This is a genomic window from Paenibacillus sp. FSL L8-0708 (assembly GCF_038009325.1).
In the GTDB taxonomy this organism is placed as follows: domain Bacteria; phylum Bacillota; class Bacilli; order Paenibacillales; family Paenibacillaceae; genus Paenibacillus_AQ; species Paenibacillus_AQ odorifer.
In genome coordinates this window covers 3,261,734-3,280,919 of record NZ_JBBPBC010000001.1, presented here as the reverse complement: position 1 = coordinate 3,280,919, position 19,186 = coordinate 3,261,734, and the positions used below count along the sequence as shown (strand labels likewise).

Here is a 19,186-nt window from a genome sequence, read left to right as displayed (position 1 = left end):
TTAGTTATCTGATGTTCCGTCAAAATACACAGCACGACCTGTACGGGAAGATTCGTAAATAGCCTCCAAAATTTGGGTAACGACAAGGGCTTGTTCAGGTTTAACTACTGGTTCTTTATCTTCCCGAACTGCTTCAAGCCACAAGCGAGCTTCACGATCGGATTCACTCTCTTGTCCTCCGTTAAAGAAAGCTACTCCCCCTGCGGACAAGTCAATTTTAGTCTCGTATAGACGGCCACCACGGTCACCATTTAAGCGTAACCCGTCCTTCATATCTGCGCCACCCTCTGTACCTGCTAGGAGCGTCTTCGCTTCTCCAAATTCAGATACATTAAGAGCCCAGCTTGATTCCAGTACAATTGTAGCACCATTTTCCATGGTAATAAATCCAAATGCTGAATCTTCTACTTTAAATTGTTCAGGGTCCCATGGACCAAAGGCATTTCCGCCGTTTTTACGGTTACCAAGCTTATGGAAAGTCGAGCCCATAACACTACGCGGTTTATAATTGTCCATCATCCATAATGTTAGATCAAGCGCATGCGTACCGATATCGATCAGCGGACCGCCGCCTTGCTTTTCTTCATCCAGGAATACGCCCCATGTAGGAACCGCACGACGACGAACGGCAATCGCTTTTGCATAATAGATCTCACCAAGCTCACCGTTTTCACAAACGTCTTTAAGATATTCACTATCCGCACGATAACGGTTCTGATAAGCTACAGACAATTTCATGCCAGTGCGTTTGGCAGCCTCTAACATTTCCTGTGCTTGAGCTGTAGTCTTCGCCATTGGCTTCTCACACATTACATGATTGCCAGCTTCCAATGCTGCGATTGTGATCACGGAGTGACTGTCATTCGGTGTACATACATGCACGATATCGAATCCTCCGGCTTTCAAAAGCTCTTGATAATCTGTATATACAGCCGCGCCTTCAGCACCATAGGTTTTTGCTGCTTCCTGTGCACGTTCTTCGACGATATCACAAAAGGCTACCATTTCAGCATCTGCTTGACGTGACAAACTTGGCATATGTTTTCCGTTAGCAATTCCACCGCAACCGACAATAGCAATTCTCAACTTTTTAGACATGAACATTTCCCCCTTGATTAGCGTATGCTTTTACCCATTTCAAACTATCTTCTACACTTCCTAATGGTGAACGGCTGCAATAATCCTGCTCCACTACCGCCCACTCTACCTTTGCCTGTACAGCCGCATCAAGAATTGCTGTAAGGTTTACTTCTCCTTCGCCTAGAACAACCGTTTCCGGTGAACCATCCTCATGTTTCTTCAAATCTTTAAGATGGATGATTGGCAACCGGCCAGCGTATTTATTGATATATTCTACGGCATCATAACCTGCGTGATGTACCCAGCATGTATCCATTTCAACTTGCAGCAAATCAGCCGGCACCTCTTCAAACAAACCGTCAAACGCTGTACGGTCACCATATCGATCAGTTAACTCAAAGTCATGATTATGGTACAAAAGAACCGCTCCACGCGCCTTGCACTTTTCTCCAATAATCTTCAGATTCGCAGCAACTTCTTCATAGTTACGTTGTTCTTCTGACAGATACGGCACAATCAGATTATGATTTCCAATCTCCAGGTTGTACGCGATCTCTGCCTCTGTATCATTCAACAACGCGTCATAGGGACGGTGTGCGCCCAGCGCTACTAGTCCAAGTTCATCAAGCAATTGTTTGACTTCTGCTGCGCTACGGCCGAAGTAATGGAAAAACTCTACACCTTTATAACCAAGGGCTGCTACTTTACGCAGTGTCCCTTCAAAATCCTGTTCCAGTTCTTCTCTGAGCGTATACAATTGCAGGCCTATCTTCAGCATTTTCGAATCACTCCAATTGGATTTAAAGTTGGCTTTCTGTAGTGACAATCACTTGAACAATAATGCTGTAACAGAATTGACTAATCTGATTCACATCAGTTTCCTTAAACTGTCATTCTTGTAAGCACAGCTAATACCGACTGTTTCTAGCGTTGATGGTCGATTTCTTTCTTTATTGCTTAGCTACATAGTAATATGAAAGCGTATATATTAAAATGAATAATATGATTAAAACATGAACAATCTGCTTATCATTTCAATACACTCAGGAGGACCTATGACTCATTCTGCTACCTGTCACGTATTATCAGCCGGATTTTCTTTTCATCGCAAGCCTTTTCATATGTCTCAAAGTCAAGGGAACCAGAACTTTCTTATACGTCTGCAAACAGAAGGAAGAAGCCGTGCATTGATCGATGGTGTAATGTCACCTGTGGAAAGCGGGGATATTATGTTATTCGCTCCAAATGATCCTTACTATTTGATCATAGATAAAGAAGAGTACCCTGTAGGCAAGCCACGAATTGAAAGCGGAGATTATCATATCTTTTGCGGAGGAACATGGATTGATGAATGGTGGCAACGTTCACAAAGACCCACTCGTCTAAGTGTGCCGCTTAGTGAGAATTTTCTTGGCTTGTTTCGCCAATTGATTCTGGAGCACCGTCGACTTTCCGACTTCTCTCCAGAAATATCTGCCTGCTATCTGCAAATTCTATGTATGGAAATCGACCGGCTAATTACAGACCAGCCAGCAATTACTCCAAAAGGTTATCTGGCATACCGAATGAAGCAATATGTTGAGGAGCACGCAACCCTACCCTTTCTATTGGAAGATGTAGCAGGTTTTGTGGGTATATCCGTCTCGCGGGCCGTTCATTTATTTAAGGAAGCCTTTGGGACCAGTATTATTAAATATGTAAACGATGTCCGACTGGAAATGGCCAGAGAACGGATAACCTTCAGCCCCATGCCGCTGGAGCAAGTAGCAGAAACTTGTGGTTTTGCGAACTATACCTATTTTCACCGGGTCTTCCGAAGTCGTTTCGGGATGTCACCAAGAGAATATCGTGTGCACAGCAGAGAGCAGGTGTAAATGAAGAAAACCCGTTTCATTGCAAAAGGGTTGTCCCTTAGTAGAAAAAGCTACTTTTAGGACAACCCCTGCTTCTATATTCGAACATAACTCGTGAGCATGAGATTATTCTTTTACAGCCGAAATGATCAGGAACATCGGTCTACGCTCCTCATCCTTCATCCATGGATCATTACTCATTTCTGCTGAAGGCTTTGGTTCTTTAACCGCTTTAATAGTAAAGCCAGCTTCAATCAGGTCATTGAAATAGGTGGAAATCGTGCGATGGTATTTAATCACATTTTCTGTTAAGAATTTAGTTTCACGAAGTCCTTCTGATTGATAATGATCTACGGGCCAATGCAGGCGGTTTCCTTGTTCATCGGCATACCAGTCTTGCTCTTCACGTGAAGTAAAGATTGGATGCTCCACTGAAAAAATAAAACTCCCGCCAGGCTTAAGAAACGAATGCACCTTTCGGCAGATGGCTGCAAAAGATTCAATATAGTGGAAAGCCAATGAACTGAGAACCACATCAAATTGCTCGCTCGCAAAATCAATGTCCTCAATCGGCAGCTGGATATAAGTTATAGCAGGATCGTTCGTTTTTTCACGCGCCTGTTGCAGCATTTTTTCAGAGATATCCACACCTATAACTGAACTCGCCTGCTGCTCACGGGCATATAGGCAATGCCAGCCAAAGCCGCAGCCCAGATCAAGCACACTTTTATTATGTAAGTCTGGAAGAAGCGCCTTTAATACATGCCATTCTCCTGCTGCTGCAAGCCCTCCAATAGAACGGGGCATTTGCTGGTAGGCGGAGAAGAAATTCGAATCGTCATATTTATTTTGTTTCATCAGGGATACATCTCCTATATATTATTTCTTCAATTACTATACGCTGAGCGATGTTCTCTTATCAAATAGCCAATAAAAAAGGAGCATCATCTTGGAAGATCTGCCCCTTATATCTATTCTTATTCAATTGTTCCTGCTTGCTTGGTGTTAATCGTACATGCTGTGAAATGGCTCCATAATCACTATTCAATCTACGACTCTGTGCTGCGCACCAGGCTCCGGAGCGCTCTGCCTTACGCAAGGCTTTTTGTGTCTTGGTTCGTGCCATGTGACACCACTCTCCTATTCATGGGTGAATGATTATTGATCTTACATCTATAAGACAACTTCATTTTAACATATTCCAGACTATGAGCGAAGCAAGAATTCCGTTACACTTAGAGCAAAGCTAGTATTCTATCTTATCTAAATAGATGCGGAGGTTTAAAGGATGAATTACCAGGTTTTGTATGAAGGTGCTTTTGCTATGTTAAAGGTCCAACTAAATCCCGGTGAAAGCGTAAAGGCTGAAATGGGCGCAATGGTCGCGATGTCACCTAACGTAGAATTAAAAGGAACCGTGGATGGTGGTTTAATGCGCGGTCTCGGGAGAATGCTGAGCGGTGAGAAATTCTTCTTTCAAGAACTTAGAGCGACCCGTGGTCAAAGTGAGGTATTGCTGTCGCCTGGCTCACTCGGCGATATTCAGGCGATAGAATTAGACGGATCGTATAAACTGTTAGTTCAAAAAGACGGATTTCTCGCCGGAACTGAAGGCATTCAAGTAAATACCAAAATGCAGAATTTAACCAGAGGGCTCTTCTCCGGTGAAGGCTTCTTCATTGTAGAAATCAGTGGCAGAGGAACGGTGTTCCTGTCTTCCTTCGGTGCTATCCATGCAATAAATTTAGGACCTGGTGAAGAAATGATTATCGATAACGGACACCTCGTAGCATGGCCAGACTATATGGACTACAAGGTGGAAAAGGCAGCCTCTGGCTGGCTTAACAGCATAACCAGTGGTGAAGCACTTGTCTGCCGCTTCCGTGGAGAAGGTGTAATTCTCGTTCAGAGCCGTAACCCTGGCAGTTTCGGAACGTGGATCAAATCCTTTGTGCCTACTCGAAGCTAGACTTCCTAGAACGCAGTAATCAAAAAAGACACAGGCTTAGAGAAAGCCTGTGTCTTTAGGTTAGAAAGCAATCTTACGAGACTGCTTTATCTGCTTCTGCTTTTGCTTTTTTGCAGCCAGTACGTTTACATGTTCCATAAGTACCCTTGAAATCAAGGCGGTGATCCGTGACGTTAAAACCATATTCACGTTCCACTCTTCTCTCCAGCTCCACAAGCCAGTCGTCCTTAATTTCCTCCAACCGACCGCATACGCTGCATATTAAATGATGATGCATATGCGAATGATCGTTCCCGCGCAAATCGTAACGGGCAACTCCGTCTCCGAAGTTCATCTTCTCTACAATGTGTAGCTCACATAAAAGCTCAAGTGTACGGTATACCGTTGCCAGGCCCAGATGTGGATAGCTGTTCTTAACAAGCATATATACTTCTTCTACGCTTAAATGGTCCTTCTCATTGTCGAGCAGAACGTTCACTATAGCTTCACGCTGAGGCGTTAATTTATATTTTTGCGCCGCAAACAATTGACTGATATTTGATATTTGATCCATTTGGTCTCCTACCTTCCCGGAACGATTTAACATCCGTACCCTCTGAGACGCTCCTATTTATGCAGTTAAGACAAACCATAAATAGTAATCGTTACGATATAATCATAACAAAATTAACCACGAATGAAAAGAGCCTGACATCATTATATCATTTCATGCCACTTATCCAAAGTACTACACCCCAATCTGGCCTATATTTCTATTAAAATCTACTTTTTCGTGAAATAATACAGATTAGACCGCAACCTTTCCATAATTTACAACGTTAAAGGAGTGACAAAGGCTAAGGAGCCTATCCATACAACGAGGTGAAAAGACATGAACATGAAAAAAAGCACACTAGCAGTAATCACAACCGTAGCCATTTTCTCCTTTTCTTTGGGTGGTCAGATGTTTGCAGCTGGGAACACCTTTAAGGATATTGATAACATAAACGGCAAAGAAAAAATCATTTCTTTAAAAAATCAAGGGTTAATTAAAGGTGTCAGCGAATCTCAATTTCTCCCTGGCTCTAAGGTAACTACAGCCCAAGGGATTCAGTTTATCTCCGGCGGTCTCCAGCTCAGCCTCGCAGCCATTGACTTTAACAAAGCTCCTGTTGCCAGCGGCTTGTTCACAAAAGTAAAAGACAAAGCCTGGTACGCTGAAGCCTTTATCAATGCTTATTACAATCAAGTTAAGCTACCAAAAGACATTGATCCTAGCCTAATTATGACCAAAGAGCAATTCACTAACTATCTAGTGCAAGCGATCGAAGGCGTAGGTAATCTGCCGATGATCAATATCGTTCCAGTAGATATCGCTGATGAAGCGTCACTGACCCCTGCGTATCAAGGCAGTATTCAGCGCTCCCTGAAATACAAGATCAATACTCTAGACGCTAACGGAAAGTTTAATCCAAAAAGCGAACTCACCCGTGCCGAAGCAGCGATTATGCTTTACAACGCTTTGGAGTTCCTGAAAACTGGAGGATAAGCCAAATTTCAGTTACTCTTCTCATTTGAATAATCCACACACGAAAAAGCAGCTCCGGATGATTCCCGAGCTGCTTTTTCGTGTATATTGTCTTTCTACTCTTCTTCACCATTCAGTCTATTCAGAAATTGCAGAGCCCGGGGATTCTTCGGATGCTCCAGCACTTCTTGCGGCGTTCCTTGCTCTAAGATATGACCGCCATCCATCAAAATGATCCGGTCCGCTACATCGGCGGCAAATTTCATCTCGTGGGTCACAATCACCATAGTCATACCTTCTGCTGCTAATTGTTTGATGACCTTAAGCACTTCCCCTACCAGCTCGGGGTCGAGCGCCGAAGTGGGCTCATCAAACAACAGCACTTCTGGATCTACTGCCATAGCCCGGGCGATGGCCACTCTCTGCTGCTGTCCACCTGACAGCTGATGTGGATAGTTATCAGCTTTATCAGCCAAACCCACCTTAGCCAGCAGTTGAAGGCCCCGCTTACGCGCTTCTTCCTTGGTTCGTTTCAAGACAGTTACTTGTCCCTCCATCACATTGCCTAGCGCAGTCATATGCGGAAATAAATTATACGATTGAAAGACCATCCCTGTTTTCTGTCGAAGAGCCAATACGGAATTCTGAGAAATTTTCTTATGATCTGTAAAATTGATGGTGATATCCCCGAGTGACAGGCTGCCTTGATCCGGGATTTCCAACAGATTAAAACAGCGCAGCAGTGTAGTCTTTCCGGAGCCGGATGGCCCAATAATGACAAGTACCTTTCCATGCTCCATTTTCAGATCAATACCCTTTAACACTTGGAGTGCGCCGAAGGATTTATGCAAATTAATGATTTCAATCACAAGTATCTCTCCTTTAGGTCGCAGAGTAACGATCGAGTCGTTTCTCCAAGTAATTTTGCAGCGCCGACAGCACAGAACAGAACACTAAATAAAACAATCCTGCTTCGGAGTATACCAGCAGAGGCTCATAAGTGGTAGAGGCTACCTGCTGAGCAGTTCTAAACATCTCCGTATAGGTGATGATCGCTGCAAGCGATGTATCTTTGACCAAGCTAATAAAAGAATTGGATAACGGCGGTACAGAAACGCGTGCAGCTTGTGGCAGAATTACGCGGCGCAGAGCCTGCCCGCGAGTCATCCCGACTGAGAAGGCAGCTTCCCACTGGCCTTTATGTATCGACAGGATAGCAGCGCGTACGATTTCCGATGAATAAGCCCCTACGCTAAGGGTAAATCCAATGGTGGCGGCAATGAAAGGGTCGAGTACAATACCAACAGCCGGCAAACCATAAAATATAATAAATAGCTGCACTAACAACGGGGTTCCCCGAATGACCCATACATAAAAACGGGCGATTAGCTTCGGAATTACCCACGGTGAAAGACGTGCCAACGCGGTTAGGATCGCCAAAATCAATCCAAGCACAAAGGAAAGTAGCGCCAACGGAATGGTAAAAGCCACCCCGGCTTTAAGCAGGGGTAGCAGTGTATCTAAGAAAATTTGTATTTTGCGGTCATCCATTATTCAGACATCCTTTTTAGCTTCTAGGCTTAATTAGCCTTGCTAGCCTTGTATTATTTTGAAACGTCAGCTCCAAAGTATTTCTCGGAAATTTTCAAGTACGTTCCATCACTTTTCATCTCTTTAATCGCATCACTGACCGCATTCACCAGCTCATCATTGCCTTTCAGGAATACCGCAGCACTTTGTGAGCCTTCAGGAATCTCATCAACCACTTTAATTTTTGCATCTGGTTTTTGTTTTTTCAGATCCAGATAAGACAAGCCATCATTCACAGTTGCATCAATACGTCCCGAAGTCAGCAGATCCATCGCTTGATTGAAACCGTCCGTAGCTACGATTTCAGCACCGTTCTCACGAGCGATGTCGGATAAGTTACTGGTCAGGGATTGTCCGGCTTTTTTACCTTTTAGATCAGCAAAGGTCTTAATATCCTCATTGTTTTCGCTCACGATCAATACTGCCTTGGATACAATATAGGGTTCAGAGAAATCATATTTCACTTTGCGATCTTCGTTAATGGAAACTTCATTAAAAATGACATCAAACCGTTTCGCATCCATCCCAGCAAAAATACCATCCCACTGAGTTTCAAAAAATTCAGCTTCAACACCTAAACGTTTGGCTACTTCTTCGGCAATTTCCACGTCAAAACCCGTCAATTTCCCCGCAGTGTCATGATAAGTAAAAGGTGCATAAGTCCCTTCTGTACCTATCCGCAATTTGCCGCTGGCCTTCACAGCCTCCAAACTGTTTTGCGCTGAAGATGCTGCTCCACCATTCGTTCCAGCTGTTGGTTCAGCAGCCGTATTGGTATTCGAATTATTGCCGCAAGCCGCTACAAGAACCACGGTTAACGCCAATATAATAGTTAGACTCCATTTTTTCATTATTAAATCCCCTCTCTCTATCCGGTTTTTTTCCGGTAAATTGAATAGTACACTGCCATCACATGATCGTCAATGCTTTTTTCCGATAATATACATCGGAATTGTAATATTAACTAGATTTCTACTTATATCTTACCCAATCTTGGATTAATCCTTCACTTCTTTCTCTCTTTACTTCTCAGAAAGATATGGTATATTTATAAACAAATTAATATGGACCTGTTATTTCACTAGGGGAGTCGGCCGACTGAGACGGAGCTTCAAGCTCCGGACCCTTGGAACCTGATCTGGATCATACCAGCGGAGGGAAGTGGAGCAGAATTTTCATCAAGCATGTTAAGTGTTATTATGCAGAATGAACTTTTTGACCCATTCATTTCCTCTGGAAATGGATGGGTCTTTATTTGTTTAGACGCTCCACAAAAATATTAGGAGGTTAGATCATCACGACCATTTTATCTATGCAAGGCCTAACCTACTCTTTTCCGGAAACTGAACAACCCCCTGTATTCGCAAATCTATCCATGGATATCAGGCAAGGGGAATTCGTCTCCGTAGTAGGTGCTAGCGGATGCGGGAAAAGCACATTTTTCAAAACGGTTGCCGGTTTACTCGAACCTACTCATGGAAAAATAAAACTCCCTACGCTCCCCTCAACCGCTAGTCGTTTAGGTCAGATCGCTTATATGCCTCAGCAGGATTTATTGCTGCCTTGGAGAACAGTGCTCGACAACTGCCTTTTGCCCTGGGAGATCAAGCCCAGATTTAGTAAACAGAAAACGATCACTCAGATTCGGGAAATGTTGGCCCGCTTCGGCTTAACAGATGTAGAGAAGGCTTATCCCCATGAACTTTCGGGAGGTATGAAACAGCGAGTAGCATTTCTGCGCACCTTAGTGGCTGGAGGCGGAAGTGGTCTTATGCTGCTGGATGAGCCCTTTGGCGCTCTCGATGCCATGACCAAACGTGAGATACACCGTTGGCTGTTGGAGTTATGGGGTGAACTGAATCAGACGATTATGCTCATCACTCATGATCTGGAAGAAGCCCTATTGCTCAGTGACCGGATTTATTTATTATCTGGCGGTGCGCACAGCGAATTACAGGAGATCGTTGTCGATCTACCAAAACCAAGACATTATAAGATGAACTATGAACCCCGGTTTATAGCACTACGGGCAGAGTTGGAGCGAAGATTGCATGCAACCTATACCTTTTAAAAAACATCTAGACAACTATGCTCCCTTCCTTCTTCTGGTACTGCTCATTCTTGTAATCTGGGAGTCAGCTGTTCGCCTTCACTTGATTCCAGCCTTTATTCTCCCTGCACCTTCATCTATTGGCATCGCATTGATCGAGCACAGGCAATTATTATTTGGACAGCATTTATTAGCGACGTTGCAGGAGATACTGGTAGGTTTTGTCCTTTCTGTGGTTTGTGGTGTATTGCTGGGCATTGGAATGTTCCTGTTTCGCCCCGTAGAAAAGGCCATCTATCCCTTCCTTATCATTAGCCAGACGGTCCCATTAATTGCGCTATCCCCCATTTTTATTATGTGGTTCGGATATTCGCTGTGGAGCAAAGTGGCTGTGGTGTTTTTGACGGCTTTTTTTCCAGTCGTAGTGAGTACATATGATGGACTTCGTACAAGTGGCCAGACTTACAAGGACTTATTATTAACATTTGGTGCAAACCGCTGGCAGCTGCTTGTCAAAACCCAAATTCCACTGGCATTGCCTGCTTTTTTCTCTGGCTTAAAGCTGTCCATTGTATACTGCGTCATCGGAGCTACTATCGGGGAATGGCTCGGCGGCAGTAAAGGACTCGGTTACTTCAGCCGCAGAATGGCCGGAAATATGCAGAGCGATGAAATGTTCGCGGCTGTATTTCTGCTGTCCGCGCTTGGTGTTGTGCTTTTTCTGGCGATAGCTTTACTCGAACAATTATTTTTAAAGAAAAGAGGATCTAACCAATGAATCATTTAAAATCACCACAACGAGGACTTATTTCTGTATTTCTAGTATGCACACTTTTGCTCTTAAGCAGCTGCGGGAAGGCAGACAAGCTAAATAACAACTCCCAAACCGGTTCCTCCAATTCCGAAAATAAACAGTCACACAAGCTGACGATTATGCTTGATTGGTATCCCAATGCCGTTCATTCCTTTCTATACGCTGCGCAACAGCAAGGTTTTTTCCAAGAGGAAGGTTTGGATGTCGAGATCAAAATGCCTGCGGACAGCAATGACGCCCTAAAGCTTGTAGCAGCAAATCAAATTGATCTAGCGCTCAGCTATCAGCCTCAGGTACTTATGGCACGCGGCGAGAAAATCCCTGTACGTTCGATTGCAGCTATCGTGCGGCATCCACTGAATCATCTGATGGTTCCTCAGGCAGGCAGTATTCATAGTCCCAAAGAGCTCGCAGGAAAACAAATCGGCTATTCCTCTATTCCGCTCTATGAAGCGATGATTCGGACAATGATCCAGAGTGATGGAGGCAATCCTTCATCCGCCAAGCTGATTGATGTAGGTTTTGACCTTATCCCTGCGATCTCTACAGGACAAGTGGACGCAATAATGGGCGGGTTCATCAACCATGAACAACTGATCCTTGAAAAAGAGGGACATCCGGTCACCTCGCTTAATCCAACGGATTACGGAGTCCCTGACTATTATGAGCTTGTGCTGGTGGCCAGCGAACAAGGATTGCAAAATTCTGAAGCCTACTTTAAAAAATTTCTAAATGCCATAACAAAAGGACAGGAATTTGTGGAGCAGAATCCTGAACAAGCCCTGGATTTACTGATTGCACATGAAGATGCAACTTCACCGCTCGACAAGGAGATTGAGAAAAAAAGTCTTGAAATTCTACTGCCGCTGATGAATGCAGGCGATCAAACTTTTGGTTATCAAGACCCGACATCTTGGGAAAAGGTTCAGCAGTGGTTATCCACCAACGATCTTCTAACAGAAGATATTAAAGCACAGGAAGCTTTTATCAATCTGTAACGTTTAGTTGGTTATTTATACAAGCTTGAGGAGGAATTATGATGAGTTACTTAGCCAAAGTACGGGAATCCAACCCGTTGATCCACAACATCACTAATATTGTAGTAGCCAATTTCTCAGCCAACGGTCTGTTGGCACTGGGTGCCTCTCCCTTTATGGCGGATGCCCACGAAGAAGTGATCGACATCGCCGCTATGTCGTCTGCTGTAGTTCTAAATATAGGCACACTCAATGACTACGCCATTCAATCTATGTTGCTCGCTGGTAAATCCGCTAATAAACACGGGGTTCCCCTAGTGCTTGACCCGGTAGGTGCAGGCGCAACTTCTTATCGGACCGCTGTCACTCAAAAACTAGTGAATGAGATGCAAATCACCGCACTGCGGGGGAATGTGGCTGAAGTCGCTAATGTGATTGGGGAGAGTTGGTCCATTAAAGGGGTGGATGCTGGCGAAGGTGAAGGCGATGTAGTCCTTTTGGCTGAAGCTGCTGCGAGGAAGTTAAGCTGTGTGGTCATCATAACTGGAAAAGACGATGTGATCACGAATGGAAAAAACACTTATATTGCCAGCAACGGTCACCCTATTCTCACGAAGGTTACAGGAACTGGCTGCTTGCTCAGTGCTGTTGTGGGTGCATTTCTCGCGGTAAGTGGAGGTGCCTCGTTGGAGGCCGCAGTGGAAGCCCTCTCCTTCTATGGAGTAGCCGCTGAAATCGCCGCTGAACTAACAACTGGTCGAGGACCGGGAAGCTTTCAGGTTGAGTTTCTAAATCAACTGACATGGGTCACGCCAGAAGTCTTCCTAGAAAGATCTAGTATCAAACAGCTCAGTTAATGACCCTCAAAAGGAGTGAATTCGATGATTATATCCAAAGCTCTAACCATTGCCGGCTCCGATAGCGGCGGTGGTGCTGGCATTCAGGCCGATCTAAAAACCTTTCAAGAGCTTTCTGTCTATGGCATGTCCGTCCTCACAGCTGTGACAGCGCAGAATACGCTGGGTGTCCAAGGGGTTTATCCAGTGACTCTGGAAGCTATAAATCAGCAGCTTGATTCTATAGGACTTGACCTGCAACCAGATGCCGTAAAGACCGGGATGTTATTTAACAGCGACATCATCCGCATTGTGGCAGATAAAATTAAGTATTACGGCTGGTCTAATCTTGTAATTGATCCTGTGATGGTCGCTAAAGGAGGGTCCACACTGCTGCTGCAGGTGGCGGTTCAATCCTTAATCAGCCATCTGCTGCCCTTAGCATTGGTGACGACACCCAATATTCCCGAAGCCGAAATGATCACAAAGATGACGATCTCCACCATAGAAGAACGCAAAAAAGCAGCCAAAATCATTCATGGCATGGGCTCCAAATATGTAGTGCTAAAAGGGGGACATGATACTTCAACCACAGCCGTAACCGATCTTCTATATGATGGTCACGAATATACCTTATTGGAGAGTAGCCGGATTCAGACCAGACATACGCATGGTACAGGCTGCACCTATTCAGCAGCAGTTACCGCCGAGCTAGCCAAAGGCAAATCCGTAGCTGAGGCCATTCAAACTGCCAAAGCATTTATACAAGCGGCGATTGAGGACGAGCTGGGCATAGGGGCTGGGCATGGACCAACCAATCATTTTGCTTATCAGAACAGACTGCGAGGGATAAACAATGCAACGAATGAACAGTGAACATCTGCGAGATCTATTAAAAGTCTATTTCATTATGGGCAGCGTAAATTGCCGTAAAGCTCCTGTTAAGGTGCTGCAGGCAGCGGTTGCTGGAGGCATAACCATGTTTCAATTCCGTGAGAAGGGTACCGGGTCCTTAAGCGATGAGGCACGACTTAATCTTGGCAGACGACTTCAAAAGATCTGTCATACCAATGGCGTGCCCTTTATCGTGAATGACGACATTGATTTAGCGATCGCACTTGATGCGGACGGAATTCATGTAGGACAGGAGGATACACCTGCATTGGCGATCCGCCAGCTACTTGGAGAGAATAAAATCATTGGTGTATCCGCTCACTCCTTCGCTGAAGCTCAGCAGGCGATTGCCGATGGAGCCGACTATCTGGGCGTGGGTCCCATTTATCCTACGTCATCCAAGGAGGATGCCAAAGCTGTTCAAGGCACTGCGATGATTGAAGAACTAAGAAATAAAGGCATTACCATCCCATTGGTTGGCATTGGGGGAATCACGCTGCAAAATGTTGCACCAGTATTAACAGCTGGTGCGGATGGGATTTCTGTTATCTCAGCGATTGCCGGAGCTGAAGATATTACCACAACTGCCAGAGGCTTTGTTGACAAAGTCAGTTTAAGCGGGACATAAGCTCATACAGCTCTTCACTGCTTAAATGCCGCCATTGTCCCAGCTCCAAGCCGTCTAATGTAATATTCATAATTCTTATGCGCTCCAGCTTTAGTACTCTATATCCTAACTCCTTGCACATTCTGCGTATTTGCAGATTAAGACCTTGAGTTAGGATAATTCTAAACTGACATTCTGTGATCCGATAGACCTCACAAGGTTTCGTTGTGACTCCAAGAATGTTCACGCCGCTAGACATCTCTTGTAAGAATTCTGACGTAACCGGTTTGTCTACATGAACTACATATTCTTTTTCATGCCCATTCTCGGAACGCATCATTTTATTTACAATCTCTCCATCGTTGGTTAACAAAATGAGGCCTTCCGAGTTTTTGTCTAATCTGCCAATCGCAAAGATCCGTGAAGGATACCCTACAAAATCAATAATGTTCCCAGCCACATGTGGGGCTGCTGTACAGGTAATGCCTATCGGCTTATTCAAAGCGAGATACACTGGCTCCCCTTTACTGCTTGTTATCGGCTCCCCATCGATCCATACGATATCCTCTGGCTCTATAAGAATGTTCGCCTCACAGACAATACCGTTTACAGCGATTCGACCTGCTGCAATTAATCGTTTGGTTTCCCTTCTGGAACAAAAGCCTGTTTCGCTTATATATTTATCGATTCTCACTGCTGATCCTACTTTCATTCTATATACTTACCTTACCTCTAGTCATAAAAAAACACCTGATTTTAACGATCAAAATCAGATGTTAACCTTCAGGAATAACCCAGTTTAAGGGAGCTATTTGGTGCTTCCGCTTTTTTTCACGTTACTGCCCTTGCTTCCACTTGCACCTTTAGCACCTGGACCCGTCGTTGGATCACTTTTAGCAGGTTTAACTGGTTTTGCTGTTTTGTTCCAGCGTGTCCAGCCTTTACTCCCCGTACCTCTGCCTGTGCCGCCACCTTTACTTTTTGCACCCATCATATCACTCCGTCAGTCATTCAGAATTCGTATAGTTTATACACTTTACCTATCTTACCACACTCTCAACCTTTCTGTTTAAGTAATAACAAATGCTTCATCTAACTAGCCACTGTTTAGAATTTAGCATCTTTATTCATTTCATGAATATCAAAGGTATCCTGATGTATTTCGATGGCGATGACGGTGTCCTTTTTTTCAAAAAATTGCACATGTCCTAACCGCTTGTCCTCCAGCTCTATCCATCCAGCATCGTTTAATTTATTAAAGTAGTGGTCAGGTCGATAAAGACCTTGTTCTCCCCCTATATTATCCAATTCGTACTTTACACCTATTTTTATATTGGGGTTACTTGAAGTTGTTGTCACTTCGATTTCTTTGGCATTCTTCGGAATAGGAATTTCGGCATTTATAGAGGACACTCCATACTCTTGTTCCTCTTGAGCTGACGATGTACAACCGCTTGTAAACAGGATTAATGGTAACCATATAAAAGCTAATAAATATTTATTCAATGGTATCCTCTCCTTCCATAGCTTATTTTACCAAATTCAAAATTAAAATAAAAACACCCCACCAAAGACTAAGCTTTGATGAGGTGTCTATTCACATCAGCTTTGCAGCTCATGCATGGACTTATTTCGGTTGAATATAACCTTCTGCTTTCAGAAGCTCAGCAATCAACACAGCACCGCCAGCCGCTCCGCGCAGGGTGTTATGGGAGAGACCTACGAATTTGTAATCATAGAGGGCATCTTCCCGAAGTCTGCCCGTCGATACGCCCATTCCGTTCTCGATATCACGATCCAGCTTGGTCTGTGGACGATTGTCCTCTTCAAAATAGGTAATGAACTGTTTAGGTGCGCTAGGCAGTTCAAGCACCTGAGGACGTCCTTTAAAGCTCTTCCAGAGATTCAGAATCTCTTCTTTGGACGGTTTTTTCTCAAAAGAAACAAATACAGCAGCCATATGTCCATCCGCTACAGGCACACGTATACACTGCGAAGTAATCGTTGGCGCTTCACTCTTTACGATACCCTCTTCTTGAACACTTCCCCAGATCCGCAAAGGCTCTTGCTCGCTTTTCTCTTCTTCGCCACCGATATAAGGAATCACGTTGTCCAGCATTTCTGGCCAGTCTGCAAAAGTCTTTCCTGCACCAGAAATGGCTTGGTAGGTGGTGACCACCACTTTAGATGGATTGAAGTCTTTGAGCGCATGAAGTGCAGGCACATAACTTTGAATGGAGCAGTTAGGTTTAACCGCAATGAAACCTGTCTCTGTTCCCAGACGTTTTCTTTGCTGTGCAATAACCTCAAGATGCTCCGGATTAATCTCAGGAATGACCATAGGCACATCAGGCGTCCAGCGATGCGCTGAGTTATTGGAGATTACTGGCGTTCCGGTGCGAGCATAAGCCTCTTCGAGCGCTTTAATCTCATCTTTTTTCATGTCTACAGCACAAAAAATCAAATCCACGTCCGCAGCAACTTCTTCTACCTTAGAAGCATCTTGGACCATAATATTCTTTACGTTCTCAGGCATTGGAGTAGATAACTTCCATCTGCCCTTGGCCGATTCTTCATACGTTTTTCCAGCAGATCTAGCACTGGCAGCAATCGCAGTTACTTCAAACCAAGGATGATTCTCTAGAAGGGCAATAAAACGTTGTCCTACCATACCTGTGCCGCCAACTATGCCGGCTCTTAGCTTTCTTGACATCAGAAAATACACTTCCTTTTGATTAACTGTCCTATTGTGAATAATAGGCCGATAATTAATGATATACGGCGCGGGAACATTTGGCGAGTGTTAACATCAAAATAACATTAAAAATTTTATTTTTAGCGGATTATATTGAATTTCACTAATACTAATGAAGGGAATAGCTGCACTCTGTACAATTATAAGTATATTTTCTGCTTAGACAACTCTTTAACTGCATTCTCTACAACTATTTCCCCGAAAAATAATGGAAATGCCCTCTAAGCGAACTTTTAGATGTAAGAAATGCAACTAAATCGCATCTGCAGAGCATTTTATAGCATATAGTTGCAGGAAATACATCTATTTGCGATTGGTGAGTATAAATCAGGAATCTGCGATCAGCGTTCAGCGTTCAGCGCTCAGCTATTCACGTTTACAAGCTGCTTCAACCAACTAATCGTTTCTTACCCCCGCTCACTTAAACCAACCTTTTTCCTTAAATCGAGTGATCGCCTCGATGCGGTTACCTACATCCAGCTTATCTAGTATAACTGAGATGTAATTCCGGACTGTTCCCGTGGTAATGTACAACTGGCTGGCAATCTCTTTTGTATTTTTACCGTCGGCAATGAGTCCAAGCACTTCCTTCTCCCGCTGAGTCAGAGGATTTACTTCACCGCTGTAGGCTTCATCCATTAGCTCCGGTGCATACATGCGTCGGCCTGCCATCACATTACGTATCGAAAGTGCCAGTTCTTCGCTAGGACTGTCTTTCAGCAGATAAGCATGAACTCCCGCCTTGAGCGCACGTTCGAAATATCCCGCACGGGCAAAGGTGGTTAATATCATCGTTTTGCAGCCGCTATTCTTCAGCGCTTCCGCAGCGTCGAGACCACTCATCGCTGGCATCTCAATATCCATAATACAGATATCCGGCTTATGCTGCTGAACCATCGCTACAGCTTCTTCTCCGTTGCTTGCCCGGCCCACGACCTTCATATCCTCTTCTAAATCCAACAAAGATGCCAGCGCTCCAAGGAGCATTCGCTGATCCTCAGCGATTACAATCTTAATCATTATACGGTTACCTCCTGTTCCGGATGCTTAAATGCATTTGGGACCTTAATCACTATCGTAGTACCCTCATCTCGCACGATATCCATACAGCCATTTACAAATTCAAGACGTTCCCGCATACCTTGCAGCCCATGTCCTTTAAAATAAAGATCATTGCCTGGGATGCCAGTTCCATCATCTTTCACTTTAATGATGAGATCTGTGCGTGTGGGTTCAATGATAATTGCGCAAGATTGTGCATTACTATGCTTCACAACATTTGTGACAGCTTCCTTAATACACATGCTGAGCACATTCTCCGTAATCAATGAAGTATTAGACAGTTTAGGATTGCCTTGCAAAACATAGTCAATCTCCGCAGCCGCAAGAAACTGCTGAATATGAACGAGTTCGTCCTCAAGCCGAATGCCGCGCATTCGCGTAATCATCTCCCGGACCTCTTTCAGTGCACTTCTTGCCGTCTGGCGTACATCATTGATCTCGGCTTTGGCTTGCGTCGGATTACTGTCGATAAGCTTTCCTGCCAAATCACTTTTCAGACCAATTAACGAAAGCTTCTGACCTAATGTATCGTGAAGATCACGTGAAATCCGCTGGCGTTCCTCGAGCTTAACCAATTCTGAGATACGCTTATTAGCATCCTCCAATTGGTCTTGCAGCTTCCCTTGATTATTGCGGTTATAGGTACTGATTGGCAGCAGGATAACTGCAATCATACTGACAAGAACAAAGGGAAGCTGGCTGATAAATACGGGATTACGCGACAGCAGCTCATAATTGATCGTAATAATCGTAGTCAGCAAATGAATGGAGTACAGGGTGAAGAACCCTACTCGATTCTGGATATTCCCAATAAAAAAGGCTAAAAAAAGCGCAAAATACATATATCCAAACAACAACGTCATCGTTATAGAGACCAGTATCTGCACGCTCGTCCAAAAATAAACTAACCAACCCTTGGAGACAAAAGAAAGCACATAACAAACAAAAAACACAGCGATCATCAAGATTCCCGAAACTACCTGGTAGGGAGAAGAGGACCGAAAGATGAAATAAAACGGTAGAATATAAAATACGACCCATACATAAGGGCTAAGACCTGTACTTTTATGAAAAATATGATGCCACTTCTGCATGTTCGCTCTCCTTTTTGCCATATGCCACTCACCTTATTCTAGCATAAATCCGGTAAAATCCGGTGAACCACAACGATAAATAGAAAAAAGATTAGAGC

The 19,186-nt window shown here is 44.2% G+C and carries 23 protein-coding genes and 1 riboswitch; of the genes, 9 read left to right on the top strand and 14 right to left on the bottom strand.

Translation table 11 applies throughout. From position 1 onward, the window contains the following. Complete coding sequence (locus NYE58_RS15465; protein WP_036686323.1) at positions 1–1,098, bottom strand: Gfo/Idh/MocA family protein; 1,098 nt, start codon at positions 1,096–1,098, stop codon at positions 1–3. Beyond that, a complete protein-coding gene (locus NYE58_RS15460) occupies positions 1,091–1,858 on the bottom strand; it encodes a sugar phosphate isomerase/epimerase family protein (protein ID WP_076202612.1) in 768 nt (255 codons plus the stop codon). The genes NYE58_RS15465 and NYE58_RS15460 overlap by 8 nt, the downstream gene beginning before the upstream one ends. A gap of 277 nt (positions 1,859–2,135) precedes the next feature. Here NYE58_RS15460 and NYE58_RS15455 point away from each other — a divergent pair, with 277 nt between their 5' ends. Then, a complete protein-coding gene (locus tag NYE58_RS15455) occupies positions 2,136–2,954 on the top strand; it encodes an AraC family transcriptional regulator (RefSeq protein WP_076135544.1) in 819 nt (272 codons plus the stop codon). Between the two features lie 105 nt (positions 2,955–3,059). On the opposite strand, the gene NYE58_RS15450 is transcribed toward NYE58_RS15455, so the two are convergent. Continuing rightward, positions 3,060–3,791, bottom strand: a complete 732-nt coding sequence (locus tag NYE58_RS15450; protein WP_076218191.1) for a class I SAM-dependent methyltransferase — start codon at positions 3,789–3,791, stop codon at positions 3,060–3,062. 61 nt (positions 3,792–3,852) lie between these two features. Further along, positions 3,853–4,059 (bottom strand): hypothetical protein, encoded by a 207-nt coding sequence (locus NYE58_RS15445; RefSeq protein WP_076125962.1) that lies wholly within the window; start codon positions 4,057–4,059, stop codon positions 3,853–3,855. Between the two features lie 162 nt (positions 4,060–4,221). On the opposite strand from NYE58_RS15445, the gene NYE58_RS15440 reads away from it, so the two are divergent. Continuing rightward, the gene (locus NYE58_RS15440; protein WP_036686316.1) at positions 4,222–4,902 is read left to right on the top strand and encodes a TIGR00266 family protein; all 681 of its coding nucleotides are present in this window, start codon (positions 4,222–4,224) and stop codon (positions 4,900–4,902) included. Between the two features lie 73 nt (positions 4,903–4,975). On the opposite strand, the gene NYE58_RS15435 is transcribed toward NYE58_RS15440, so the two are convergent. Continuing rightward, on the bottom strand, positions 4,976–5,455 hold the full coding sequence (locus NYE58_RS15435; RefSeq protein ID WP_036686314.1) for a Fur family transcriptional regulator: 480 nt from the start codon (positions 5,453–5,455) through the stop codon (positions 4,976–4,978). 318 nt (positions 5,456–5,773) lie between these two features. On the opposite strand from NYE58_RS15435, the gene NYE58_RS15430 reads away from it, so the two are divergent. Further along, positions 5,774–6,430 carry an S-layer homology domain-containing protein gene (locus NYE58_RS15430; protein WP_076310412.1) on the top strand — a complete coding sequence of 219 codons (657 nt, stop codon included), beginning with the start codon at positions 5,774–5,776 and terminating at the stop codon, positions 6,428–6,430. Between the two features lie 95 nt (positions 6,431–6,525). Here the strand turns inward: NYE58_RS15430 and NYE58_RS15425 are convergent, their stop codons facing one another. From NYE58_RS15425 to NYE58_RS15415, 3 genes are read right to left on the bottom strand one after another with little or no spacing between them, the layout of a single operon-like run. Beyond that, complete coding sequence (locus NYE58_RS15425; RefSeq protein WP_076218194.1) at positions 6,526–7,278, bottom strand: amino acid ABC transporter ATP-binding protein; 753 nt, start codon at positions 7,276–7,278, stop codon at positions 6,526–6,528. Between the two features lie 13 nt (positions 7,279–7,291). Beyond that, complete coding sequence (locus NYE58_RS15420; RefSeq protein ID WP_036686309.1) at positions 7,292–7,960, bottom strand: amino acid ABC transporter permease; 669 nt, start codon at positions 7,958–7,960, stop codon at positions 7,292–7,294. A 53-nt stretch (positions 7,961–8,013) separates the two neighbouring features. After that, a complete protein-coding gene (locus tag NYE58_RS15415; RefSeq protein WP_076183478.1) occupies positions 8,014–8,850 on the bottom strand; it encodes an amino acid ABC transporter substrate-binding protein in 837 nt (278 codons plus the stop codon). A 222-nt stretch (positions 8,851–9,072) separates the two neighbouring features. Next, positions 9,073–9,176: riboswitch (TPP riboswitch) on the top strand. Between the two features lie 135 nt (positions 9,177–9,311). Here NYE58_RS15415 and NYE58_RS15410 point away from each other — a divergent pair. The 6 genes from NYE58_RS15410 to thiE are packed head-to-tail and all read left to right on the top strand — an operon-like array spanning position 9,312 to position 14,198. Next, positions 9,312–10,070: an ABC transporter ATP-binding protein gene (locus NYE58_RS15410; RefSeq protein ID WP_341002248.1), complete on the top strand. Its 759-nt coding sequence runs from the start codon at positions 9,312–9,314 to the stop codon at positions 10,068–10,070. Then, entirely contained in the window at positions 10,051–10,827 is a 777-nt protein-coding gene (locus NYE58_RS15405) for an ABC transporter permease (protein ID WP_341002246.1), read from the top strand. The genes NYE58_RS15410 and NYE58_RS15405 overlap by 20 nt, the downstream gene beginning before the upstream one ends. Further along, positions 10,824–11,861 (top strand): ABC transporter substrate-binding protein, encoded by a 1,038-nt coding sequence (locus NYE58_RS15400; protein ID WP_076218197.1) that lies wholly within the window; start codon positions 10,824–10,826, stop codon positions 11,859–11,861. The genes NYE58_RS15405 and NYE58_RS15400 overlap by 4 nt, the downstream gene beginning before the upstream one ends. Positions 11,862–11,902: 41 nt before the next feature. After that, complete coding sequence (gene thiM / locus NYE58_RS15395; protein WP_076125949.1) at positions 11,903–12,697, top strand: hydroxyethylthiazole kinase; 795 nt, start codon at positions 11,903–11,905, stop codon at positions 12,695–12,697. Positions 12,698–12,721: 24 nt separating this feature from the next. Further along, positions 12,722–13,552, top strand: a complete 831-nt coding sequence (gene thiD / locus NYE58_RS15390) for a bifunctional hydroxymethylpyrimidine kinase/phosphomethylpyrimidine kinase (RefSeq protein WP_341002245.1) — start codon at positions 12,722–12,724, stop codon at positions 13,550–13,552. Then, positions 13,533–14,198, top strand: a complete 666-nt coding sequence (thiE, locus tag NYE58_RS15385; protein WP_341002244.1) for a thiamine phosphate synthase — start codon at positions 13,533–13,535, stop codon at positions 14,196–14,198. Before thiD ends, thiE begins: the two co-directional genes overlap by 20 nt. Here thiE and NYE58_RS15380 read toward each other — a convergent pair. From NYE58_RS15380 to NYE58_RS15355, 6 genes are all read right to left on the bottom strand, one after another. Further along, positions 14,179–14,871, bottom strand: coding sequence for a pseudouridine synthase (locus NYE58_RS15380; protein WP_076218199.1), 693 nt, complete (start codon positions 14,869–14,871; stop codon positions 14,179–14,181). The genes thiE and NYE58_RS15380 overlap by 20 nt on opposite strands. Before the next feature lie 114 nt (positions 14,872–14,985). After that, positions 14,986–15,168, bottom strand: coding sequence for a DUF3934 family protein (locus tag NYE58_RS15375; protein WP_076218200.1), 183 nt, complete (start codon positions 15,166–15,168; stop codon positions 14,986–14,988). Between the two features lie 116 nt (positions 15,169–15,284). After that, on the bottom strand, positions 15,285–15,683 hold the full coding sequence (locus tag NYE58_RS15370; RefSeq protein ID WP_341002243.1) for a hypothetical protein: 399 nt from the start codon (positions 15,681–15,683) through the stop codon (positions 15,285–15,287). 121 nt (positions 15,684–15,804) lie between these two features. Next, positions 15,805–16,890: an aspartate-semialdehyde dehydrogenase gene (gene asd, locus NYE58_RS15365; protein WP_341002241.1), complete on the bottom strand. Its 1,086-nt coding sequence runs from the start codon at positions 16,888–16,890 to the stop codon at positions 15,805–15,807. Positions 16,891–17,349: 459 nt separating this feature from the next. Continuing rightward, positions 17,350–17,952: a response regulator transcription factor gene (locus tag NYE58_RS15360; protein WP_036686291.1), complete on the bottom strand. Its 603-nt coding sequence runs from the start codon at positions 17,950–17,952 to the stop codon at positions 17,350–17,352. Continuing rightward, positions 17,952–19,088, bottom strand: a complete 1,137-nt coding sequence (locus NYE58_RS15355; RefSeq protein WP_076179017.1) for a sensor histidine kinase — start codon at positions 19,086–19,088, stop codon at positions 17,952–17,954. The genes NYE58_RS15360 and NYE58_RS15355 overlap by 1 nt, the downstream gene beginning before the upstream one ends. Positions 19,089–19,186: the final 98 nt, after the last annotated feature.